Annotated in this window: 21 protein-coding genes; 4 read left to right on the forward strand and 17 right to left on the reverse strand. The window is 59.8% G+C overall.

Translation table 11 applies throughout. The annotated features are described in order from the left end of the window. Positions 1 to 61: 61 nt before the first annotated feature. From AB6Q56_RS12505 to AB6Q56_RS12530, 6 genes are all read right to left on the reverse strand, one after another. A complete protein-coding gene (locus AB6Q56_RS12505) occupies positions 62 to 364 on the reverse strand; it encodes a c-type cytochrome (protein WP_434513499.1) in 303 nt (100 codons plus the stop codon). A gap of 52 nt (positions 365 to 416) precedes the next feature. Continuing rightward, positions 417 to 1,475: a potassium channel family protein gene (locus AB6Q56_RS12510; protein WP_434513500.1), complete on the reverse strand. Its 1,059-nt coding sequence runs from the start codon at positions 1,473 to 1,475 to the stop codon at positions 417 to 419. Beyond that, positions 1,472 to 1,969, reverse strand: a complete 498-nt coding sequence (locus AB6Q56_RS12515; protein ID WP_434513501.1) for a DUF3124 domain-containing protein — start codon at positions 1,967 to 1,969, stop codon at positions 1,472 to 1,474. Before AB6Q56_RS12515 ends, AB6Q56_RS12510 begins: the two co-directional genes overlap by 4 nt. 239 nt (positions 1,970 to 2,208) lie before the next feature. Beyond that, positions 2,209 to 2,589, reverse strand: a complete 381-nt coding sequence (locus AB6Q56_RS12520) for a response regulator (RefSeq protein WP_434513502.1) — start codon at positions 2,587 to 2,589, stop codon at positions 2,209 to 2,211. Then, positions 2,586 to 4,961, reverse strand: coding sequence for an ATP-binding protein (locus tag AB6Q56_RS12525; protein WP_434513503.1), 2,376 nt, complete (start codon positions 4,959 to 4,961; stop codon positions 2,586 to 2,588). The genes AB6Q56_RS12520 and AB6Q56_RS12525 overlap by 4 nt, the downstream gene beginning before the upstream one ends. Further along, a complete protein-coding gene (locus tag AB6Q56_RS12530) occupies positions 4,958 to 5,341 on the reverse strand; it encodes a hypothetical protein (RefSeq protein ID WP_434513504.1) in 384 nt (127 codons plus the stop codon). The genes AB6Q56_RS12525 and AB6Q56_RS12530 overlap by 4 nt, the downstream gene beginning before the upstream one ends. A gap of 156 nt (positions 5,342 to 5,497) precedes the next feature. Between AB6Q56_RS12530 and AB6Q56_RS12535 the strand changes: the two genes are divergently transcribed. From AB6Q56_RS12535 to AB6Q56_RS12550, 4 genes are all read left to right on the forward strand, one after another. After that, complete coding sequence (locus AB6Q56_RS12535) at positions 5,498 to 6,205, forward strand: response regulator transcription factor (RefSeq protein ID WP_434513505.1); 708 nt, start codon at positions 5,498 to 5,500, stop codon at positions 6,203 to 6,205. A 151-nt stretch (positions 6,206 to 6,356) separates the two neighbouring features. After that, positions 6,357 to 7,031, forward strand: a complete 675-nt coding sequence (locus tag AB6Q56_RS12540) for a transglutaminase-like cysteine peptidase (protein WP_434513506.1) — start codon at positions 6,357 to 6,359, stop codon at positions 7,029 to 7,031. A gap of 11 nt (positions 7,032 to 7,042) precedes the next feature. Next, positions 7,043 to 8,956, forward strand: a complete 1,914-nt coding sequence (locus AB6Q56_RS12545) for a bifunctional diguanylate cyclase/phosphodiesterase (RefSeq protein ID WP_434513507.1) — start codon at positions 7,043 to 7,045, stop codon at positions 8,954 to 8,956. A 3-nt stretch (positions 8,957 to 8,959) separates the two neighbouring features. After that, positions 8,960 to 10,438 carry a CHAD domain-containing protein gene (locus tag AB6Q56_RS12550; RefSeq protein ID WP_434513508.1) on the forward strand — a complete coding sequence of 493 codons (1,479 nt, stop codon included), beginning with the start codon at positions 8,960 to 8,962 and terminating at the stop codon, positions 10,436 to 10,438. On the opposite strand, the gene AB6Q56_RS12555 is transcribed toward AB6Q56_RS12550, so the two are convergent. The 11 genes from AB6Q56_RS12555 to AB6Q56_RS12605 form a co-directional block, all read right to left on the reverse strand. Further along, the gene (locus AB6Q56_RS12555) at positions 10,412 to 12,100 is read right to left on the reverse strand and encodes a Wzy polymerase domain-containing protein (RefSeq protein ID WP_434513509.1); all 1,689 of its coding nucleotides are present in this window, start codon (positions 12,098 to 12,100) and stop codon (positions 10,412 to 10,414) included. The genes AB6Q56_RS12550 and AB6Q56_RS12555 overlap by 27 nt on opposite strands. A 66-nt stretch (positions 12,101 to 12,166) precedes the next feature. Next, on the reverse strand, positions 12,167 to 12,631 hold the full coding sequence (locus tag AB6Q56_RS12560; protein ID WP_434513510.1) for a pilin: 465 nt from the start codon (positions 12,629 to 12,631) through the stop codon (positions 12,167 to 12,169). Positions 12,632 to 12,930: 299 nt separating this feature from the next. Beyond that, complete coding sequence (locus AB6Q56_RS12565; protein WP_434513511.1) at positions 12,931 to 13,698, reverse strand: 3',5'-cyclic-nucleotide phosphodiesterase; 768 nt, start codon at positions 13,696 to 13,698, stop codon at positions 12,931 to 12,933. 179 nt (positions 13,699 to 13,877) lie between these two features. Then, positions 13,878 to 14,582, reverse strand: coding sequence for an FHA domain-containing protein (locus tag AB6Q56_RS12570; protein WP_434513512.1), 705 nt, complete (start codon positions 14,580 to 14,582; stop codon positions 13,878 to 13,880). 15 nt (positions 14,583 to 14,597) lie between these two features. Beyond that, positions 14,598 to 15,455, reverse strand: coding sequence for a Stp1/IreP family PP2C-type Ser/Thr phosphatase (locus AB6Q56_RS12575; RefSeq protein ID WP_434513513.1), 858 nt, complete (start codon positions 15,453 to 15,455; stop codon positions 14,598 to 14,600). Between the two features lie 177 nt (positions 15,456 to 15,632). Continuing rightward, positions 15,633 to 16,586, reverse strand: coding sequence for an ornithine cyclodeaminase family protein (locus AB6Q56_RS12580; protein WP_434513514.1), 954 nt, complete (start codon positions 16,584 to 16,586; stop codon positions 15,633 to 15,635). A gap of 12 nt (positions 16,587 to 16,598) precedes the next feature. Next, entirely contained in the window at positions 16,599 to 17,300 is a 702-nt protein-coding gene (locus AB6Q56_RS12585; RefSeq protein ID WP_434513515.1) for a TerC family protein, read from the reverse strand. A gap of 66 nt (positions 17,301 to 17,366) precedes the next feature. Further along, positions 17,367 to 18,260: a succinate--CoA ligase subunit alpha gene (gene sucD / locus AB6Q56_RS12590; RefSeq protein ID WP_434513516.1), complete on the reverse strand. Its 894-nt coding sequence runs from the start codon at positions 18,258 to 18,260 to the stop codon at positions 17,367 to 17,369. A 13-nt stretch (positions 18,261 to 18,273) separates the two neighbouring features. Beyond that, the gene (gene sucC / locus AB6Q56_RS12595; RefSeq protein ID WP_434513517.1) at positions 18,274 to 19,434 is read right to left on the reverse strand and encodes an ADP-forming succinate--CoA ligase subunit beta; all 1,161 of its coding nucleotides are present in this window, start codon (positions 19,432 to 19,434) and stop codon (positions 18,274 to 18,276) included. Positions 19,435 to 19,582: 148 nt separating this feature from the next. After that, positions 19,583 to 20,911, reverse strand: a complete 1,329-nt coding sequence (locus tag AB6Q56_RS12600) for an MATE family efflux transporter (protein WP_434513518.1) — start codon at positions 20,909 to 20,911, stop codon at positions 19,583 to 19,585. Positions 20,912 to 21,067: 156 nt separating this feature from the next. Continuing rightward, the gene (locus AB6Q56_RS12605; protein WP_434513519.1) at positions 21,068 to 21,769 is read right to left on the reverse strand and encodes a fumarylacetoacetate hydrolase family protein; all 702 of its coding nucleotides are present in this window, start codon (positions 21,767 to 21,769) and stop codon (positions 21,068 to 21,070) included. Positions 21,770 to 21,797: the final 28 nt, after the last annotated feature.

Here is a 21,797-nt window from a genome sequence, read left to right on the forward strand (position 1 = left end):
TCGGGGATTGTTGTTATATACGGGTGCTATCGATGGCGGGCACCCGTCCGCCAGGCACCGTCTACTTGTGTGCCAGAACCCATTTGGCCAGCGTTGCGGCCTCGGCATCGCTCACATTGTTGGGCGGCATGGGAACGGTTCCCCACTCGTTCTTGCTGCCCGCCTTGATCTTCTGGGCCAGTGCGGCCTCGGCCCCTTTTTCGCCGGCCCGCTTGGCCACGATGTCCTTGTAGGACGGCCCGACGATCTTCTTGTCGGCAGCATGGCAAGTCAGGCAATTCTTGGCCTTGGCCAGGTCCTCGGAGGCCTGTGCCACGCCGCCAACGGCGATTCCGGCCAGGATCAGCATTATTGTTTTGGTCATACTCACTCTCTCCAGATAAAAAGCTGCACGCGCAGCAACGAACAGAAAACGTCTACGAAGCCATTTCGATCAACAATCGCTCGATTTCGGTACGCCCGACCGGACTGGCCATGGCAATCAAGGTAAACCCGGGCTTGAGCAGAAAATCCTTGTCCGGATTGAACTGCCACCCGCCGTTGCGCTCTCGCACGGCGAGCAGCACATAATGGGCACTACGCAGCTTCAGCGCCCCCAGGGGCTTGGGTATGAAGCCGGCCGGCACGGCCACCTCCTCGACGCGCAGATTCTTCTCCGACTTCAGCATTTCGTCGAGGAAGGAGACCACATGCGGACGAATCATCGCCGACGCGATGCGCATGCCGCCGGTAAAGTCGGGCGAGACAATGGCATCGGCCCCGGCCTTGCGCATCTTTTCGATATTGCGCTGCTCGGTGCAGCGGGCCACGACACGCAGTTCCGGCTTCAATTGCTTGGCGGTGATGACGATCATCAGGTTGCGCGAATCGTCGCCGGTGACCGCGAACAGCCCCCTTGCATCGTCGAGATCGGCCGCCAGCAGGACATCGTCGTCGCTGGCATCACCATGCAGGTAAAGGAAGCCGGGGTTTCTTTCCTTGTAGTCCTCCAGGCGCTGCAAATCCTCATCGATCCCGACGAAATGCCGGTTGGTCGCCTCCAGTTCATGTGCGATGTTGCGCCCGACACGACCGTAGCCGCACAGGATGTAATGGCCTTTGAGTTTCTTGATTGCTTTTTCCATGCGTTTTCTCCGCAGGGTTCCATTGAGGTCGGTTTCGAGCAGGGCGACGGTAACGACCGAAAAGAGCAGCGACAGATTGCCGGCGCCGAGGATGCCGATCACCACGGTCAGCATGCGCGCCGGCTCGTTGCTCGACATGTCGATGATCTCGCCGAAGCCGATGGTGGCAACGGTGATGAAGGTCATGTAGAAGCAGTCAAACCACGAATACTTGTGCTCGGTCAGCACCATGTAGCCAATGGTGCCGAACAGGTGAACGAACACCAGCGCACCGATGGCGATATAAAGCAGCCGCAGGATATAGCCAGCCTGCATGGTGCCGATCGTGGTCACGCCACCGTTATTGCTCATTCCGCGATGGGTACCGATTGCGTCATGAAGATGACCGCCTTGCCGCCATCCATGTTGACATGCAGCGCCTCTACCAGCGGCGGATTGACCGGCTGCTCGGCATCCCATTTGATGATGAAATTCGCCCCCGAGCCACCCGAGGCGTCATTCAGCTCGACGAACAACTCCAGCGTACCGAGCGGCGGTATCACGGCCCCGTTCGGCACGCGCTCCCCGAGCAGTTTGCCCTGGGTATCGAAATACTTCGCAGACAGGACGCGCAACGGCTTGCGTGGATCGGTATTGCGAATGCTGACCAGGGTCGACAGCAACACCGTCGAAGCCTTGCCACTCTTTCCCAGATTGCCGTACAGCATGTGCGAATAAACAGGCAGATACAGGAGCTGCCCCTTGCTCAAGGCACGGATCTCCTGGGCGCTCGCCCCGGGAATCGCCCCCAGCACAGCCATCGTCAGGCCGCAGAACAGGCTTCGCATCGCAATCCGAAAATTCATTCTCTCCCCCTTGTCGTACCGACCGTACGCAGCCTCTCGGCCATTTTTCCCCGATTCTGCCATAAGAAGCGGTAACAAAATGAAGCGCAGCGGTCCTGGTCAGGCGTGCCGACGCAGACAGTGCAACGCGTACGGCAAGGAGGCAAACAACACCAGGATCATTTTGTTAGCGCTTCCAAGCCCGGAACGGACGGGAGGCCAAACCCGAAGCCGATGCGACGCCGGGCCAGCAGGCGAAATCAGCCGTGCTGGCTGCCCAGTGCCACGCGCAACATCGCGGGCAGCGACGCCCAATCGACCGGCTTCGCCACGTAGCCTGCCGACAAGGCGCGCGCGCGCGCCAGGAACGCCTCATCCCCCCGCCCGGTAACCAGGAAAACCGGAAACACCGGGCCATGGGCCTGCCGGATGGCCGCGCAGACCTCGAGGCCGTCCAGTCCAGGCATCTCGACATCGAGCAGGACCGCGTCAAAGGCCATCTGGCGAAACAGGGCCAGCGCATCGTCGCCGTTATCCACCATATCAAGCACAAAGTCATCGCCGGAGAGCGCGGCCCGAAACAACAGCGCGGCCGTCGGGTCATCGTCGGCAACGAGGATGCGCCAAGGCGGGCGGCTCATTTCGCCAACTCGACCAGCAAGGATTTGAGCGCGACCTCCACGCGCAACCAGGCCGCTCGCATGGCATCGACGCCCCCGGGAATCTCGTCCCAACGCGCTGCCCGCGCAGCCTCTTCGAGGGTCTTGCAACACCCGGCGAAGCCTTCCGCCCCAACGTTGAAGCTGCTCGATTTCAGCGCATGCGCCGCCTTGGCCACCACACCGGCATCGACATCGGCAAGCCCCTGCTCCAACCTGGCCAGCTCCCTTTCGGCAGCTTTAAGATATGCCTGCACGACCTGGGCCACCAGTTCATCACCGCCGCCGGGCGACAGCGCCCTGATTTTCTCGAACGCCGTCCGGTCGATGGCCGCCACCTCCGGCAAGCGCCGTTCCCGGTATCCATTTTCAAACGGCAGCACCAGAGCCGCCTTGGTCGCGCGCCGCCGTTCACTGGGCAGCCAACGGGCCAGGATAGCCTGCAGCGCCTCACCGCTGTAGGGCTTGGCCAGATATTCGTCCATCCCCGCCGCCTGGCAGCGCTCGCGGTCGCCGCGCATGGCATTGGCCGTCAGGGCGATGACCGGGATATGCTTGCCGGTTCCGGCCTCGCGCTGGCGCAGGATTTCCGTTGCCGCATAGCCGTCGAGCACCGGCATCTGGCAATCCATGAGCACCGCATCTACCGTCTCCATCGCCAGGATATCGAGCGCCTGCTGGCCATCTTCGGCGATGATCACCTCGAGCCCCATGCGGAGGAGCTGGGCGCGCGCCACAATCAGGTTGCTCTCGTTGTCCTCGGCGATCAGGACTCGTCCGCGCAATTTTCCGGTGGCCTCGACACGCGCGCCTCCCGCCACAGGCTCCCCATCGCGCCGCCCCGGCTGTTCGGCCGATATCGGCAAGCTGCCTTTGGGCAAGGCGAGGCGGACAATGAACGTCGCTCCGCTACCGGGCACGCTCTCGACCTCGATCACGCCGCCCATCATCTCCACCAGGCGCCGGCAGATCGCCAGGCCCAGCCCTGTGCCGCCATACTTGCGGGTCGTCGAGCCATCGGCCTGCTGAAAATGCTCGAATATCCGCTTCTGTGCATTCGCCGGTATCCCGACCCCGGTATCCCTGACCGTCAGCACCACCGCCAACTGTCCAGCCTCACGCTCGCTGACCTCGAGGCGCAACAGAACCTCGCCGCGCTCGGTGAACTTGATGGCGTTGCCCAGCAGGTTGGTCACCACCTGACGCAGGCGGAGCGCATCACCACGCACCACCAGGTTTCCTTCCGACGGAAAGTCGGAGAGCAACTCCAGCCCCTTGCGCCCGGCCGATTGCGCGAAGATGTCGTGTAACTCCACCAACATGGCCCGCAGATCGAAATCGGCGCAATCGAGCTCCAGCTTGCCGGCTTCGATTTTGGAAAAATCCAGGATGTCGTTGATGATCCCCAGCAAATGCTGGCCCGAGTGCGCCACGGCCTCGACGAATTGACGCTGGCTGGGCGTTAACTCGGTATTGAGCAGCAACTCGGTCATGCCCAGAACGCCGTTCATCGGGGTGCGAATCTCGTGACTCATCGTCGCCAGGAATTCGCTCTTGGCCCGGCTACCGGCCTCGGCGGCCTCCTTGGCCAGGCGCAACTCGCGCGTGCGCTGCTCGACGATCTGCTCGAGATTGCCCAAATGCGCCGACAGCCAATGATCCCGTTCACGAATCTGCTCCAGCATCTGGTTGAAGCCGTTCGCCAACTGCCCGATTTCGGTTACCGGGCTATCGGCGGCACGCGCATCGAGCCGGCCAACCGACACGTCGGCCATATGCCCGGTCAGCTCCTGCAAGGGCTCGACAAGCCGGCCAACCAGCCGGGACTGCAGATGCTGGGCAAGCGCAAGCGCCGCGAGCATTTCGATCAGTATCAAACCGAGATAGCCGAGTAATTGGCGATAAAGCTGCCCCAGATCAACCGACACCCGCAACCAGCCCTTGGCATGGCCGTCGACCTCGGCTGGCGTCAGGAAATCGATACGTTGCCAGGAATAGCGATGACCGGCGACAGGGTCGCTGAGGAAATCCGGCGGATACTCGTCACCCCGGCCATATCGGGCAAACAGCGAGCCATCCTCGCGAAACACGCCGACCTGCTTCAGATAGGGCATGGTTCGCCATGCCGTCCACATTCCGGATGCAGCCGATTCGTCGGCGATACGCAGAACGGGAGGCGTGCCTTCGCGCAGCAGTTCGATGCGTTGATACACCTCGTCCACCCGATCCTTGATGCTCATCCAGGTCGAGGTGAAGGCGACAAAAACCGTGAGCAGTAGAACGGCAAGCGCGAGCACCGTAAAGTTGATCCGCGCCAACCGGGCGCGCAGCGACACCGAGGCCGGCCCGTTCATCGCGCCGCCGCCTCCTGATTAGCGGCTTGCCAAGCTTCCGCAGCCACCTGCCAGGCATGACGAAAATCTCCCTGCAAGCGCGCGCGTAGCGCCTCGCCCCCCTCCTCCGCCCCACCCGCCAGCCGCTCCAGCAGATAGCTTTCAAGCGCCCCTGCGCTGGCGGCAACCTGCTGCGCTCCAATATTGGCTGCCGCGCTGCGCAAGGCATGAACCCGTTTTCGCTCCTGCGCATCGTCGCCGACACTGCCTCGCCACGCAGCCTCCCAATCGGCAAAATGTGCCACGAACAGGCCGACGGCCTGCCACCACAGCACGGGTTGATCCAGCATGCGGCCGACCGCCGCGGAGACATCGAAACCATCAAGAGAATCGGGAACCAACGTCGGACTCCGGAAAAAATTCCAATTTCATTTTCAATACCAGACTGGCCCGTATTCTCTCTCCGTATTTCGGATCCGTGTAAAAGAATCGCAAACGCCATCCTTCGTTTACATTCGATTACAATCCCTACTTTCCGGATGGAAACACGAGCAATCATGCGCCAGACTGCGCTTATCGTCGAAGATGATCCCGGCACACGCCACGTTTTGGATGCGACGCTCGCGACAGCGGGGATCGAAAGCATCCATGCGGCCAACGGCGCCGCCATGTGGCCGCTGCTGGATCAGGCGCCGGACGTCATCATCCTTGATCTCAGCCTGCCGGATTGCGATGGCCTCGAACTATTGCGCCAGTTGCGCCAGACCTCGGACATCCCGGTCCTTATCCATTCGACGCGCTCGGACGAAATCGAGCGCATCATCGGTATCGAAATCGGCGCCGATGACTTCCTTCCCAAGCCGTGCAACATGCGCGAACTACTTGCCCGCGTACGCAGCCTGCTGCGCCGGACCCAGCGCGCTACCCCGGTGTCGCGCAACGATCTGCGTCGGCTGCGCTTTGGCGACTGGACATTGGATACCGCCTCGCGGGAGTTGACTCGACCCGGCGAAGCGGCGGCAGCGCTGGGTGTCTCCGGATATGCCCTGCTGCTGGCGTTTCTCGAACACCCCTTCGAAACGCTTTCGCGCGAGCACCTATCACGCGTTCTGAAGCGCGAATACATGCCTTACGACCGGATCATCGACGTTCACGTCAGCCAGATCCGTCGCGCACTCGGCAAGCAGGCCGACGGCAGCAGCTTCATCAAGACCCTGCGCTCGCAGGGCTACGTCTTCATCGCCGACGTCGAGGCCTGCAACTAAGCGCTGCTCCGGCATTCGGGCCATCGCCCGCCGCAAACATGATCCACCCTCCCCGTTCTCGCCGCCATGGGCGATAATCGGCCTGCTGTTCGCCCTACCGCTGTCGCGCTTTCGTTTCCCGCCCTTTCCCGCAACGACCTGACGCCCGCCATTGCCTGACCGAACCGCTGTTTCCCGCCTGCTGATCGCTGCCGCGACGCTCCTCTGCCTGTGGTTGAGCGGTCTGCCGACCGCTTTGGGTTGGGACTTCGAGCGCCTGCAGCAACTCCTGACCAGCCGCTTCGGACAAAACCAGGTCGGGCTGCTGCGCGAATGGCAAAAAATCGTCAGCGAAGGGCACAAGCAGCCGGAGCAGGACAAGCTGAAGCGGGTCAACGACTTCTTCAACCGCCATATCGCCTTCGACGACGACATGTCGGTCTGGGGCCAGAGCGATTATTGGGCGACGCCCATTGAAGTCATCGGCCAGGGACGCGGCGACTGCGAAGACTATTCGATTGCAAAATACTATTCGCTGCTCGAACTGGGCATCCCGATCAACAAGCTGCGCCTGGTCTACGTCAAGGCCACGCAGAGCAGCCAGGGAACGACCGTCCAGATCGCCCACATGGTGCTCGCCTACTACCCGACGCCAACGGCCGATCCGATCATTCTCGACAACCTGAACCCCAATCTCGTCCCGGCCTCCAAGCGGGCCGACCTTCTCCCGATTTTCAGTTTCAACGGCGCCGGCCTGTGGATGGGTACCGGCAACACGTCCAGCAAGAGCAACCTGTCCCGCTGGCAGGACCTGCTGGCCCGGGCGCGCGCCGAAGGCTTCCAGTGAGGTAACCGAAGATGTCCCTATTCCGACAAATCTGGCTCGCGGTCATCGCCAGCACCGTCATCGCCTTTGCCGGCAGCTTCCTGGCCAGCATGCTGACGGCGCGTCACTACCTGGAACAGCAACTGGCGATCAAGAACAACGACAACGCCGCATCGCTCGCCCTGTCGATCTCGCAACTCGACAAGGACCCGGTCACCATCGAGTTGCAGGTCGCCGCGCTCTTTGACAGCGGCCAATACGCCCTCGTCCGCCTGACCGATCCGAACGGCAAGATGATGATCGAAAAGACCAGCCCGCCGCTCGCCGGTAACGTCCCCGATTGGTTCGTCCGCATCTTCCCCGTCGCCTCGGTGCCGGGCCAGGCCCAGATCAGCAATGGCTGGAACCAGTTCGCCACCATTGAACTGGTCAGCCACAGCCACTTCGCCTACCAGGAGTTGTGGCGGGGCGCCTTCAAGCTGCTCGGCTGGTTCACTGTCGCCGGCGCCCTGATGGGCCTGCTCGGCATGCAGCTGCTGCGCCGGATCAAGCGCCCGCTCGATGCCGTCGTCGGCCAGGCGCAGGCGATCAGCGAACGCCGCTTCGTCACCATGCCAGAACCGGCGACCCCCGAACTGAAGAGCGTCGCCGGCGCCATGAACACCATGGTCGATCGCCTGAAAGCGATGTTCGCCGAGGAGGCAGCCCGACTGGAACACGTACGCCGCGAAGCCAACCTCGACGCGCTGACCGGCCTCGCCAACCGTGCCTATTTCATGAACCAGCTCGCCTCCGCCCTGAGCGACGATGACGCGGCGCCGCACGGCACCCTGCTCATGCTGCGCCTGGCCGACCTGGCCGGCATCAACCGTCGCGCCGGACGCGAAACCGCCGACGAACTGCTGCGCCGTATCGGCCAGGCATTTGCCGGCATCGTTGAGACGCACCCCAATGCCGCCGCCGCCCGCCTCAACGGGGCCGACTTCGCGCTGGTCGCTCCCGGCACCCGGGATGCCGCCCCTATCGCCGAAAAACTGCTGCGCCTGCTCAACGATCTCGTCGCCGCCGGCCTGATCGATAGCGAACGCATCGGCCATATCGCCAGCGGCAGCTACCTGCATGGCCAATCGGTCGGCAACCTGCTCTCCCGTGTCGATACCGCCCTTGCCGCCGCCGAAAACCGGAGCGGGCTGGCCTGGCAGCAGGCCGACAGCCAAAGCGAACAGCAAGCCACCTCGAATGCCGACTGGAAGAAGCTGCTCGATGGCGCCATCCATGCCCAGCGCCTGCGCCTGATCGAATTCCCGGTCGCCGGCAACAAGGGCCAGCTCCTGCACCTCGAATGCCCGCTGCGCCTGAAGGCCAGCGAAGACGGCGAGTGGCTGGCCGCCGGCAGCTTCATGCCCATGGCCTCACGCCTGGCCATGACCGCCGAGCTCGACCTCGCCGCCGCCCGCCTCGCCCTCGAACGTATCGCCGCCGGCGCCTCGGCAGTGGCGGTCAACCTTTCCGGTGAGTCGATCGTCGACACCCCCTTCCGCGCCCGCCTGCTGGCCCTGATCGGCAGCCGCAAGGAGCTGGCTCCGCGCCTGTGGCTGGAAGTCTCCGAAGTTGGCGCCTTCCAGCATTTCGCAGCCTTCCAGACCTTCTGCGACGTCCTGCGACCGCTCGGCTGCCGCCTCGGCATCGAACACTTCGGCCGCCAGTTCAGCGAAATCGGCCGACTGCATGGCATGGGACTCGATTACCTCAAGGTCGACGGCAGTTTCATCCGCGCCGTCGATAGCCAGAGCGGCAACCAGGCATTCCTCAAGGGCCTGTGCAGCATCGCCCACAATATCGGCCTGACGGTCATTGCCGAAGGCGTCCAGACCGCCGCAGAACTCGCCACCCTGCCCGAACTCGGCTTCGATGGCGCCACCGGCCCGGCCATCCCGAGGAATTGAACGATGAGCACCGAAATCGAACTTAAATTGCAGTTGAGCCTGAAAGCGGCCAGCAAACTGGCCAAACATCCGCTGCTCGCCAATATCGCGTCGCAACGCCAGCATCTGCTCAACACCTATTTCGACACACCCAAGCTGGAACTGCATGAACGTCGCATCGCCGTGCGTTTCCGCAAAAAAGGCTGGCAATGGCTATGCACCGTCAAGTCCGCCGAGCCGGCCAGCGGCGGGCTGGCCATGCGCAGCGAATGGGAAACCCAGGCCACGCCGGGCACCTTCGACTTCAGCCACGTCGACAACGCCGAATTCCGCGATTTCCTCGAACAACGCATAGCCCAGCTGGAACCCGTATTCACCACCGACTTCAAGCGCCAGATCTGGCATGTCCCCTTCGGCGAATCGCTGATCGAGCTCGCCATCGACCGCGGCCACATCGAAAGCCGGGGCCGCAAGAGCCCTATCTGCGAAATCGAACTCGAACTGCTCTCCGGCAAGGTCGAGGACATTTTCTGGCTGACCCGCCAACTGCAAGGCGACCACCACCTGCACCCGGCCATCGCCAGCAAGGCCGAACGCGGCTACAACCTCTTTCTCGACACCCCGCTGCGCCCATTCAAGGCCCGGCCACCAGCCATCCATGCCGGGCAAACCCCGGTCGAGGCCTTCCGCTGCATCTCACTGAACTGCCTTGAACACTTCCAGCGCAACGAACAAGGGCTACTGCACAGTAAGGATCCGGAATTCGTCCACCAAGCCCGCGTCGCCCTGCGCCGCCTGCGCTCGGCGATCAAACTGTTTTCACCAATCCTGCCCCCGGAATTCGTCGCCACCTACGGACAGACCTGGAAAACCCTCGGCAGCGCCCTTGGCGAAGCACGCAACTGGGATGTCTTCCTCGAAGAAACCCTGCCCCCCTTCATGACAGCCTTCCCCGATGACAAGGATGGGAAGCACCTACATAAAACTGCCATACGTAAATCGAGCAGTGCTCGCAAAACAGTTACCAAACTACTAGCATTAAAAGAGTACCCCTGCCTGCTCCTTGAGTTCACTGCTGCGGTCTATACCGTAGGCGAAACACGAGTAATCCCTCTATCCGAATTTGGCAATCAACAAATCGCTCGCTATAGCAGAAATGCATGCAGGCTTGCTCGGCGAGGAGCCACCCTGACACCAAGTGAGCGACATAAAATGCGAATATCCTTCAAAAAGCTTCGTTATTCTCTGGAGTTTTTTTTGCCGTTGCTCGAACCCAGGCAATCCTGCACATATCTATATACGCTTACCCGGATACAGGATGACCTTGGACGGATCAACGATCACAGTAACGCCCTTTTGCTTGTTACCAGCAAGACCAATGGCCGCCCTTCAAGTATTGTCAGTTGGATAAGTGGTCGCCATCAACTTCTCGTTTTCCATCTGCAAGAAAACCTGCAAATCTGGTCATTGCAAAAATTACCTAAGGCTCTCAATTTCAGGTAGCAGCCCTCCATCATTCAAGTAGGGAAACCGCCTTCGAGCCTCTGTCCATCCCTCCAACGCCTCTTGGTATCGCTCAGGAGGATGTAACGCACGAAGTCGAGCCAACTCTGCCTCGGCATCCAACACTCGCCCGTTGAGACCCAATGCCAAGGCATATCGGAAAAGTACAGGAGGATATCCATAGCGCCCAGCAACCAAGCGCATGGCCTCCAACTCTTCAGCTGTCATGTTGGGTTTCGCTTCCGTTCTCGCAAAGCGCAAAAATGCGCTCTGTTGGGTAAGCAACGCCACATTCGGCGCTTTGTGCCCGGGAACAGGACGGGCATAACCAGCCGCTTCATAGCGCAATGTCCGATGATCTTCCTCGATCTGAAGATACTCATAGCCAACAAACAGCAAGATGCTCGTCGACACTAGAGCCACGCCAATACCAATCACCCGAGGCTTTGTGTACCCAAGTTTCCCTCCTGATGAGTACGACTCTAGAACGCCAACACAAATACCAAACGGAACCAAAAAAAACGCATAGGACAGCGGGAACTCTAGATGAGCATGCATCAACAGCAACAAAATCACGCCCCCCGCAAACAGCGCCTCAGCCGAGTGCAAATTTGCGTACTGCCGAATGCACCACCAAAACGCAAATGCAACTACTGCGCCGCCAACAATGACCCCATTCCAAACAAGCAAGTCAAGCACAATATTGTGGGCGTATTCGGTCAGCGGCGTATATGGAAATGACGCCGCCACGGCATGCTGAGCAACGCTCACCTGCCCCCACCCCCAGCCCAAAAGGGGTTTCTCTAATACTGCTGATAGCAGGAGACGCCATATGTCTAAACGAGCATCTGAAGAAATCTGAGAGATTCTCTCCAATGACCCTACTGTTCTGACCTGCAACAAATCTGATAGCGATGGCCAGAACAACCACGTTCCAAACAGCATCATCACAAATAGGGGAAGGAGCACAAACCTGTCACTTATCGGCAGCACCCTTCGCCCGCGAAACCAGAGAAACAACAAGAAAACGCCACCGACAAGTAGCCCCATCCGGGAGCGGGTTGCCGCAACCCCGGAAAACAGCACAAAGCCAATCAGGATGGCAGTTGGCAGCGAATACAAGCGCTGCTGTCGAAAGTAAACAGTACCTCCTACCCCCATCAACAACAACGAAGCCAGAAGGTTGGGCTGGGCCAAGTTGGCATAAGGCCTCGCCTCTGATGGAAAGCTCACCGCCAACCAGCCGATCATCTCTACCGACAACCACTGCCCCAAGGCTAGGAAGGCTGACAGAACAGCCCCAGCAAGTATGGTCGCTGCGATGATTATTACCAAGTGTCTACGTGGCAGGGCAGAACTAATAGTGATCACAAAGGCCAACCCCAGCAGGTACAACGACGTCAGTACGGCATCCCCCCCAAAAAAGACAATCCCCCCATAAAATTGGGCCAAGGGTACAACCGCCAGCATCACCAACAGTTGTGCCGTAGCCGGAACATGAACGACAGTACGTTCCTGCATCCGGGCTAGATAAAGAGCAAGAACCGGCAAGCAAAGCCAAGCCAGCCATTCGTTTCTGAAAACGACCCATGGCAGATAGTGATTTGGTTCCAGCCACGCTGCCAGCAACAAGAAAGAAAGTAGTAATCCCGAATAATGCATAGCAGCGAGCACCCAAAAAGGAAAAGGCTGCCATGGCAGCCTTTTCTTGAAACACTTCAGAGAAGCTTATTTACAGGAACCAGGTAGGTACTTTGCCGGCATATTGCCAGATGCACATCTGAAGCCAGCAACCTGAATACCAGGCGTCCAAGACAGCGCGGCATTGTTAACATCCAATGGTGTCAGCTTTACAGTAGTGCCTCGAACGGTCGTCGGCAAATCGGTAGCGTTGGAAACCGTCACGGTAATCACACCATTGTCATTTGTTGCCACAGAACCGACGTACTTGGAGCTTTGCGAGGCTGTTTCACACCCCCAGTTGCCAGCACCGGGAGTAGAAGCCGATGTAGACGACTGATACACTTCGGCCACCGTGGTACGGCACTGGCTGGTCGCCAGAATCACCTCGGCTAACTTGGCCTTGACGGTGTAATCCTGATAGGCGGGCAGTGCAACAGCCGCCAGAATACCGATGATGGCCACCACGATCATCAGTTCGATAAGAGTGAAACCCTGCTGAACGCTTTTCATGTGATTCTCCTTTAGGTTGAAGGCGGGAAAAACCGCTTTAGGCATGTAATACAGATTCCGTGCCAACCTGCAAAAGAACAGATACAACAGCGACAAAAACAAAAAATCAAATTACATTCAACAACTTAAAACAAAATTCGTACAAGAATCGGCATTATCACACGAACAAAGACCGCCCGAAATGACAATTTTTGGCACATAAACCAGACCAAATACGGCACAAACATCTCGCTTTTGGCCAACAATACCAAAACGATGCGCCCCAATATCACACGGCCCAAAGCATCTCCGGCAAGCAATCAGAATTCGAACACCTGATTGTTCTGCAGCATCTCTGGACTGAAATCGACTAGACTATTCTTTATTTCCAGCATCGTCCGCTCTATGTCGCCGGGCTTCAGATGCGTGATGAACAGATCACAAGGTCGGTCAAGGCGACGCAATTCTTCCGCCAAAAACCTTGGGCACATGTGCTTGGAGAGTTTAGCCAGTCCGCACTCTTGGTTGGAGAAAGCGCACTCAACAAGCAGGTAGCGTAGATTAGATATATCGGTCACAACCTGCCAAAAGGCCTCGGAAGGTCCCATATCTCCTGAAAAAACCAGACTACCCTTACCGGAATCAAGATGGTAACCGACAGCCGAAACGGTATGGTTAACTGGAAGTGCAGCCACTTTCCGATCACCAAGGCATATGGTGGAACCTACTTCGATAGGCACGAAGCGCACAAAAGGTTGCTCGGCGTTGGGCAGGCAGGTGAAATCTGGCCAGATCGCCCAGTTGAAGATATGCTGCTGCAAGACCTCGATGACTTCCGCCAAGGCATAGACAAGGAGTGGCCGCTCTCGCCGTGCGGCAACTGCATCGATCAGCAGCGGCAGAGCCAGCATATGATCAAGATGGGCATGCGTCAGAAAAACATGGTCGATTGCCGCCAGCTCGGCGAGAGACAGTTCGGCGACGCCAGTTCCGGCATCGATCAGGATATCGTGGTCGACCAGAAACGAGGTGGTCCGCAAATGCCGGCCGCCGATACCGCCGCTACAGCCGAGTACGCGCAGCTTCATGCCCGGGATACCTGAGTTTTTCTGCCATGTTCCGATCAGTCCAAGCGGTGCCAGCCTCACGCCAACACCCAGTGTCAAAACCGGATTCTAGTCTTCGACTACCGGACAGCCCAGCCAGCGGTGTGAAATAACTCACACTAGCGACAAATGAAAATTTGTCATTTTGAGCCTGGGTGGGGTCATCCCTTCAGGAAAAATTCCATTTTGATACCGGCGATTTCAATCACGTCATGGTCGCCCAACGGGTAGGCCTGCGCATCGAGGCTCCTGCCGTTGACGACGGGGAATTGCCGTCCCTCGACATGGGTAATGAAGAAGCCGTGCGGCCGCTTGGCGATGACGGCGACTTGCAAGCCCGGCTTGCCGAGCGTGGTCAGGGTTTTGGTCAGTTCCAACTCCTTGCCGGCGTTGGGGCCGTTGAGTAACTGGATCGCTGCGCCAGGCGCGGGAGCCGGCGGCTTGGGCACGGAGGCGAGGCCGACGCTCGAGCGCGTGATCGTATCGCCGGGCTCCAGTTGCAGCTCAGAGGGCATCTTCAGTTGCCCGGAACGGATCGCGGCATTCCGCTCGAAATCGCTCGCCGCCGCACCGGCCTGCAAGTCGGCCAGGTATTTGAGCTTGTATTTGCCCAGTTCGATGATGTCGTTGTTGCGCAGGAAATGCTTCTTGATCGGCTGGCCGTTCACCAGGGTTCCATTGGTGCTGTTGAGATCTTCAAGGAAGGAGTCCGCCAGGATGGTCACAACCACAGCGTGATCGCCGGAAATGGCAAGATTGTCGATCTGGATATCGTTATGCGGCTTGCGCCCGATACTCAACCGCTCCTTGTTGAGCTGGATTTCCTTGAGTACCAATCCATCCATCGACAGGATCAGTTTTGCCATCTCTCTTTCCTCATCTCACTTCAATAGGTCGCGCACGCGCTGCCACCAGTTTCGGGGCGCCGCGAAGTCGTCCCGCACCTTGATCAGGATAACCGAAACATTATCCCGGCCACCGTTATCGTTTGCCAACTGCACCAGATGATCGGCCGCCAGCTGCAAATTTCCACCTAACGTTCGCAGGGCGAGAGCGATGTCATCGTCTTCAACCATATCATTCAGGCCGTCGGAACACAGCAAGACGATGTCGCCCTTTCTGACATCAAAGCCACCGATCTCGACATCGACGACGGGATCAACCCCGAGCGCCCTGGTCACCAGATTTTTGTTGCCGGAGTGACGAGCCTCTTCGAGGGTAATCATGCCACTATCCAGCTGTTCCTGTAAAAGCGAGTGATCGTGCGTCAACAGCGCAAATTCCTCGCCACGCAAGCGATATAGGCGGGAGTCCCCGACATGCGCCACCGTCATCCAGTTATTGTGAAACCAGGCGAGAACCAGCGTCGTCCCCATGCCGGTATAATGCGAGGAGCTGGCTGCCGCATGGAAAACGGCAAAATTCGCCGCACCGATTTCATTGACGAGATGGCGCTCTATCGTTGCCGTATCGCCCGCCTGACAGGCTGACTGCAAGGTGGAAGAGATGATGACACGCTCCAGGTCGGCCGCCAGGCGGGTTGTCGCCATGCCGCTGGCCACTTCGCCGGCGTTATACCCGCCCATGCCATCGGCAAGGATGGCCAAGCCAAGGCGCGCGTCTGCGAAAACAGAGTCTTCGTTATGCGACCGGATGACGCCCGGATCGGTGCTGACAGCAATTTCGAGACTATTCTCTGCAATCACCCGGACAAACTTTCGGAAAAACGAATCAACCACGAACCACGAAGCAGGTCAACGCCTATGACCCACTGCCTGCAAAAAGGCCTTCCGCCACACGCCACTCCAGTCGATGTGCCGATCATATTCGTGCCCCTGACTCCAGCGCCTTGATGAAATTCGCGAAACCCGCCATTTCAGGTATTTTCAATGCTCTCACCCGGCGGGTCAAACGAATCAATACGGTAATTGCATGCCAAGCCCCTTCTCCTCGGCAAGCCTTACCACGCGCAGGGCAACCGCGAGATCCTGAATAGCCATGCCTTGCGACTCGAACAGGCTAACCTGCGCAGCCGACTCCCGCCCGGCACGACGGCCGGTGATGACATCCCCCAACTCCAGCAGTTGCCGTTCGTGCAATCGCCCTTTTTCAAGGAGCGGAAACAGATCTCCCGCCTCCGCCAGCGCGGTCGGTACGGAATCGACGGCGATCAGGTCGCAACGGCGCACCGTGGACTCGGAAAGCTCCTGCCGGATCAGCGCGTTGGAACCGGCTGCATTGATATGTACGCCAGCCTCCAGCCAGTCGGCATCGAACAGCGGAGCAGAGGCCGTGGTGACCGTTCCGACAAGCCCGCTACCGCGAACCGCTTCCTCGGGATTCCGGGCCGGGACAACAGCAACGCCGGTCTGCTCGCTCATGCTACGGCAAAATGCGTCGAGCTTTTCGGTGTTGCGGCTGAACACCTTCACTCGCCGCAAGGGCATGACGGTGCAGAGTGCGCGGACATGCCCTTCCGCCTGCCATCCAGCGCCGAAGACGCCGGCCTCCGAAACATCCTTTCGCGCCAAGCAGCGGGCAGCGAGGCCGCTCGCCGCACCGGTGCGCATCATGCCGAGATAGTCTGCCGCAACGACCGCCTTCGGCATGCCCGTGGCGGCATCGAACAGATGCACCTGGAAGCGATTGCCGGAACGGTTGCTGGTGTATGCCTTGTAGCCGAGCACGCCCTGAGCCGGCAATGCGCCCTGCAGGATGTGCAGTGCCGTCTGCGGCAAGCGGCTACGCGCACGCGGCGTATCGATCGCCACACCAAGTGAGAGATCGCGATGGGCCGACGCCACGCCCTCAATCGCCAATTCCATGGTCAGTAGTTGCTTGACGTCGTCTTCCGAGAGGTAGAGGGCCATGACCACAAACTCCTAAATGATGGTGACATCCTGTCGGGCGAGAATCCGGCGTTCGAGCCAGCGCCCCAGACTGACGACCAGCAAGGCTCCCATGCCGCCGGCCAGAGTGGCAGACCACGTCGGCAAGGGTGGCAGAACCGCGCGAACGCCGGGATCACTGAAAACCATCTGGCCGGCCACGTACCCCAACAAGCCTGCACCGAACAGAACGATGACCGGAAAGCGCTCCATCCAATGCAAGATCAGTTGGCTGGACCAAACGATCAGCGGAATGCTCACGGCCAACCCGAACAGCAGCAGCGCCAGGTTTCCATGCGCGGCGCCGGCAACGCCGATGACGTTATCCAGGCTCATCACGAAATCGGCAACCACGATGGTCTTGACTGCCCCCCAGAGGTGGGCCGATGGTTCGATATCGTGACCATCCTCGTCTTCCGGCAGCATCAGCTTCACGGCGATCCACAGCAACAACAGGCCGCCGGTAAACTTCAACCACGGCAAATTCATGACCAGTGCGGCAAAGACGGTGAGCACGACACGCAAACCAACGGCTCCCGCCACACCCCAGAAGATGCCTTTTTTGCGCTGTTCCGGAGAAAGATTGCGGCAAGCCAGTGCGATCACCACGGCGTTATCGCCCGAAAGAACGATGTCAATCAGGATGATCTGGCCGACGGCAATCCAAAAGGCAGCAGAAGTGAAGTCAATTTCCATGAAACGCCAGGCAAATAAAAAGGCGGGCACCCGGCCCGCCTTTCTGGGTTGAGCAAAGCTCGAATTTTACAGCATGGCCTTGAGCAGCTTGGCCATTTCGGACGGGTTGCGCGTGACCTTGAAGCCGCACTCTTCCATGATGGCGAGCTTGGCATCGGCAGTGTCGGCACCACCAGAGATCAGGGCGCCAGCGTGGCCCATGCGCTTGCCAGCCGGAGCAGTCACGCCGGCGATGAAGCCGACGATCGGCTTCTTCATGTTGGCCTTGCACCACTGGGCGGCTTCGGCTTCGTCCGGACCACCGATTTCACCGATCATGATGACGGCGTCCGTATCCGGATCGTCATTGAACATCTTCATGACGTCGATGTGCTTCAGACCGTTGATCGGGTCACCACCGATACCGACGGCGGAAGACTGGCCGAGGCCCAGTTCGGTCAGCTGACCGACGGCTTCGTAGGTCAGCGTGCCGGAACGGGAAACGACGCCGATACGGCCCTTCTTGTGAATGTGACCCGGCATGATGCCGATCTTCACTTCGTCCGGGGTAATCAGGCCAGGGCAGTTGGGGCCGAGCAGCAGGGTCTTCTTGCCGCCCTTGGCTTCCTTTTCCTTCATCTTGTTGCGCACCATCAGCATGTCGCGGACGGGGATGCCTTCGGTGATGCAGATGGCCAGGTCGAGGTCGGCTTCGACGGCTTCCCAGATCGCGGCAGCGGCACCGGCTGGCGGCACGTAGATGACGGAAACGGTCGCGCCGGTTTCAGCAGCGGCCTCCTTGACGGAGGCGTAGATGGGCACGTCGAAAATCTTCTCGCCGGCCTTCTTCGGGTTCACGCCGGCCACGAAGCAGTTCTTGCCGTTCGCGTATTCGATACACTTTTCGGTATGGAACTGACCGGTCTTGCCGGTAATGCCCTGGGTGATGATCTTGGTGTCTTTGTTGATCAGGATAGACATTCTCGGTAGCTCCTTACTTGACCGCTTCGACGATCTTGGTGGCGGCCTCGGCCATGGAATCGGCAGAGATGATGGGCAGACCGGAATCCTTCAGGATCTGCTTGCCCAGGTCTTCGTTGGTGCCCTTCATGCGGACGACCAGCGGCACGGACAGGTGGGTTTCCTTGGCTGCGGCGACAACACCGGTGGCGATGGTGTCGCAGCGCATGATGCCGCCGAAGATGTTGACCAGAATGCCCTTGACCTTCGGGTTCTTGAGCATGATCTTGAAGGCTTCGGTAACCTTCTCGGTGGTGGCACCGCCGCCGACGTCCAGGAAGTTGGCCGGCTCGGCGCCGAACAGCTTGATGGTGTCCATGGTGGCCATGGCCAGACCGGCACCGTTCACCAGGCAGCCGATGTTGCCATCGAGCGAGATGTAGGCCAGGTCGAACTTGGAAGCTTCGATTTCGTCGGCGTCTTCTTCGTCCAGGTCGCGCATGGCGACGATCTCTTCCTGACGGTACAGGGCGTTGGAGTCGAAGTTGAACTTGGCGTCGAGCGCCTTGACGGTGCCGTCGCCTTCGTGGATCAGCGGGTTGATTTCAGCCAGCGAAGCATCGGTTTCCATGTAGCAGGTGTACAGCTTCTTCAGCGTGTCGACGCACTGCGGGATGGAGGCTTCGTTCATGCCCATGCCCTTGGCCAGGGTCAGGGCCTGCTCGTCGGTCAGGCCGACCAGCGGATTGACGAAAACCTTGACGATCTTTTCCGGGGTCTTGTGGGCAACTTCCTCGATATCCATACCGCCTTCGTACGAAGCCATCATGGCAACGGACTGGGTAGCGCGATCGGTCAGCGCAGCAACGTAGTATTCGTGCTTGATGTCAGCGCCTTCTTCGATCAGCAGGTGACGGACCTTCTGGCCTTCCGGACCGGTCTGGTGCGTGATCAATTGCATGCCGAGGATCTGGCCGGCGTATTCGCGCACTTTTTCCAGCGAGGTTGCGACCTTGACGCCACCGCCCTTGCCACGGCCACCAGCGTGAATCTGGGCCTTGACCACCCAGACCTTGCCGCCCAGGGTTTCAGCTGCCTTGACTGCGTCGTCGACGGTCGTGCAGTGAATCCCGCGCGGAACCGTAACGCCGAATTTCTTCAGGATTTGCTTGCCCTGATATTCGTGAATTTTCATGCGCTTTCCTTGCGTTTAGTTGAGTTGCGAGCAATGAGCAGGTGCCGAACAATCCCCCGACCCCACCCGGTTATACCGTTTGTAACCCGAAATCTTATCACAGAGATCAAAAACTTGATCAGGCCAAAATTCATAATTACAGGACGAGTTACGAGGCGCTCATGGCCTTGCGCAGGAGTGGCAAAAGCAAGGCGGCCGCACAGATCAGACTGAGCACCGAAGCCAGCCAGAATCCGGCGACGCCAAAGGGTGGCAACCAGCGGTAGCAAAGCCAGGCGCCACCGAGCAAACCGATCCCCCAGAAGCAAAAGGTCTGAACCAGCATCGGTACGAAAGTCACCCGATAGGCGCGCAAGCAATGCCCGGCCACGGTCTGCAACGCATCGAAGAACTGATAGATGGCGACGTAGCCGACCAGACCTACGGCGATCAAGCGCACATTCGGATCATCGGTATAGGCGGCCACCACCGGCTCGGCCAACAGCCACAGCAGCAGACCGACCAACGACGAGGAAATCGCCGACAAGGCCAGACCTGCCCTGACCGTTGCGCGAACCCGCGCCTGGTCCCGTGCCCCCAACGCCTGCCCGAGCGCCGCCATAGTCGCGATGGCGAGCGACAGCGGCAGCATATACGTCAAGGCCGACAGATTGGCAACAATGCGATGCCCCGCCACCACGGTGGCGCCGAGCGAAGCGACAAACAGGCTGATCAGCGTGAATGCGGTGATTTCGACCAGGTTGGAAAAACCCATCGGCACGCCGAGGCGCAACAACTCCCGCCAGGTCGACCAGCGCGGCCGCGACCAGTTGGCAAACGGCCGATAGCGCCCGCCCAGAGGCCCGAATTGCAGATACAGCGCGCCACTGCCACAAGCCAGCCAACCGACCAGCACGTTCGACAGCGCGCATCCGACCACGCCGAGGGGCTCACCCAGCCAGCCTTGGGCGGCGAAACCCCAGGCAAGAAGCGCATGCAGCCCGAGACTGAGCAGGCCGATCCCCATCAGCACACGCGGCTTGCCGAGCGCATTGCAGAAGGCATAGAACGTTCGATAGAACAAGGCTGCCGGCAAGCTCCAGGCGAGCAGACCGAGATATTGCCGGACCTTGGCCTCAACCACGGAATCCATGCTCGAAACCCCGAGAACGACGCCTGGGTGGGTCAGGAACAGGATACCGGGAATGGCCAGCAGCACGGCCAGCCAGAAGCCCTGCTGCAACACGTTAGCGACCTCGTCATCGCGTCCCGCGCCATGCAGATGGGCGACGACAGGGGCCACCGCCTGCAGGACACCGACCAATCCAAACACTACGGAAATATGGATGCCGCCACCAATGGCAACGGCGGCGAGGTCGACCGGGCTGACATGACCGAGAACGGCTGTATCCACGACCATCATGCCTATGGAGGCCAGCTGGGCGATCAGGATGGGAAAGGCATGGGCAATCAGCCCACCGGCAGCGATACGAAACATGGCGCACATTGTCGCACGTCGGTAGAAGCCCGACGATCCGCCCGGAAAACCCACGGAATGCCCCCTGGATACAGCAAGACATGCGCGCCGTGGAGTACATCAAATGGAGGCAAAACCGCGTTATCGCGACATCGCCCCCACTGCAAAGCTTCGAACTCAGGTGATCCGGGCGCGCAGACCGCCAATACCGTCCACACCGGCCTCCAGCACATCTCCCACCAGCAGCGGCCCAACGCCGGCCGGTGTGCCGCTGTAGATCAAGTCGCCAGGCTCAAGGCGCACCAGAGTCGACAGATTGGCAATGATCTCCGGCACCTTCCACATCATGTCCGCCAGATCGCCCTGCTGGCGTAGCTGGCCATTGACCTTCAACCAGACACGGCCGCCTGTCGGGTGTCCGGAAGCAGCAACCGGGCTGATGGCACCGGCCACTGCCGACTGGTCGAAGCCCTTGCTCATGTCCCACGGATGACTCTTCTCCTTGGCCCGCGCCTGGATGTCCCGGCGCGTCAGATCGAGCCCGACGGCATAGCCGAAGATCAAACCCGGCGCGGCCTCGGCCGAAACATTCTCACCGCCGGCACCGAGGGCAACCACCATTTCGATCTCGTGGTGCAAATTCCGGGTCAATGGCGGGTACTTCACAGCCAGTTCGCCATCGCCCCCGACCAGCGCATCGGCCGGCTTGGTGAAGAAAAAGGGCGGCTCGCGCCCCTCGGCCTGGTCGGCCGCCCCCATTTCACGGGCATGCTCGGCATAGTTGCGGCCTACGCAGAAAATGCGGCGCACCGGAAAACGGACGTCAGATCCGACAATCGGTAGTGAGGTCACGGGATGGGGATTGAAAACGTAGTTCACGAGCAAACTCTCCAAAATGTGGACGCTC

Origin of the sequence: Dechloromonas sp. ARDL1, assembly GCF_051122455.1 — a bacterium.
Classification (GTDB): Bacteria; Pseudomonadota; Gammaproteobacteria; order Burkholderiales; family Rhodocyclaceae; genus Azonexus.

Coding starts and splice junctions, on each gene's coding strand:
- AB6Q56_RS12555 (WP_434513509.1), bottom strand. CDS start 12,100: ATGCATTATTCGGGATTACTACTTTCTTTCTTGTTGCTGGCAGCGTGG.
- AB6Q56_RS12560 (WP_434513510.1), bottom strand. CDS start 12,631: ATGAAAAGCGTTCAGCAGGGTTTCACTCTTATCGAACTGATGATCGTG.
- AB6Q56_RS12565 (WP_434513511.1), bottom strand. CDS start 13,698: ATGAAGCTGCGCGTACTCGGCTGTAGCGGCGGTATCGGCGGCCGGCAT.
- AB6Q56_RS12550 (WP_434513508.1), top strand. CDS start 8,960: ATGAGCACCGAAATCGAACTTAAATTGCAGTTGAGCCTGAAAGCGGCC.
- AB6Q56_RS12510 (WP_434513500.1), bottom strand. CDS start 1,475: ATGAGCAATAACGGTGGCGTGACCACGATCGGCACCATGCAGGCTGGC.
- AB6Q56_RS12585 (WP_434513515.1), bottom strand. CDS start 17,300: ATGGAAATTGACTTCACTTCTGCTGCCTTTTGGATTGCCGTCGGCCAG.
- AB6Q56_RS12505 (WP_434513499.1), bottom strand. CDS start 364: ATGACCAAAACAATAATGCTGATCCTGGCCGGAATCGCCGTTGGCGGC.
- sucD (WP_434513516.1), bottom strand. CDS start 18,260: ATGTCTATCCTGATCAACAAAGACACCAAGATCATCACCCAGGGCATT.
- AB6Q56_RS12600 (WP_434513518.1), bottom strand. CDS start 20,911: ATGTTTCGTATCGCTGCCGGTGGGCTGATTGCCCATGCCTTTCCCATC.
- AB6Q56_RS12525 (WP_434513503.1), bottom strand. CDS start 4,961: ATGAACGGGCCGGCCTCGGTGTCGCTGCGCGCCCGGTTGGCGCGGATC.
- AB6Q56_RS12520 (WP_434513502.1), bottom strand. CDS start 2,589: ATGAGCCGCCCGCCTTGGCGCATCCTCGTTGCCGACGATGACCCGACG.
- AB6Q56_RS12515 (WP_434513501.1), bottom strand. CDS start 1,969: ATGAATTTTCGGATTGCGATGCGAAGCCTGTTCTGCGGCCTGACGATG.
- AB6Q56_RS12570 (WP_434513512.1), bottom strand. CDS start 14,582: ATGGCAAAACTGATCCTGTCGATGGATGGATTGGTACTCAAGGAAATC.
- AB6Q56_RS12580 (WP_434513514.1), bottom strand. CDS start 16,586: ATGGCCCTCTACCTCTCGGAAGACGACGTCAAGCAACTACTGACCATG.
- sucC (WP_434513517.1), bottom strand. CDS start 19,434: ATGAAAATTCACGAATATCAGGGCAAGCAAATCCTGAAGAAATTCGGC.
- AB6Q56_RS12535 (WP_434513505.1), top strand. CDS start 5,498: ATGCGCCAGACTGCGCTTATCGTCGAAGATGATCCCGGCACACGCCAC.
- AB6Q56_RS12545 (WP_434513507.1), top strand. CDS start 7,043: ATGTCCCTATTCCGACAAATCTGGCTCGCGGTCATCGCCAGCACCGTC.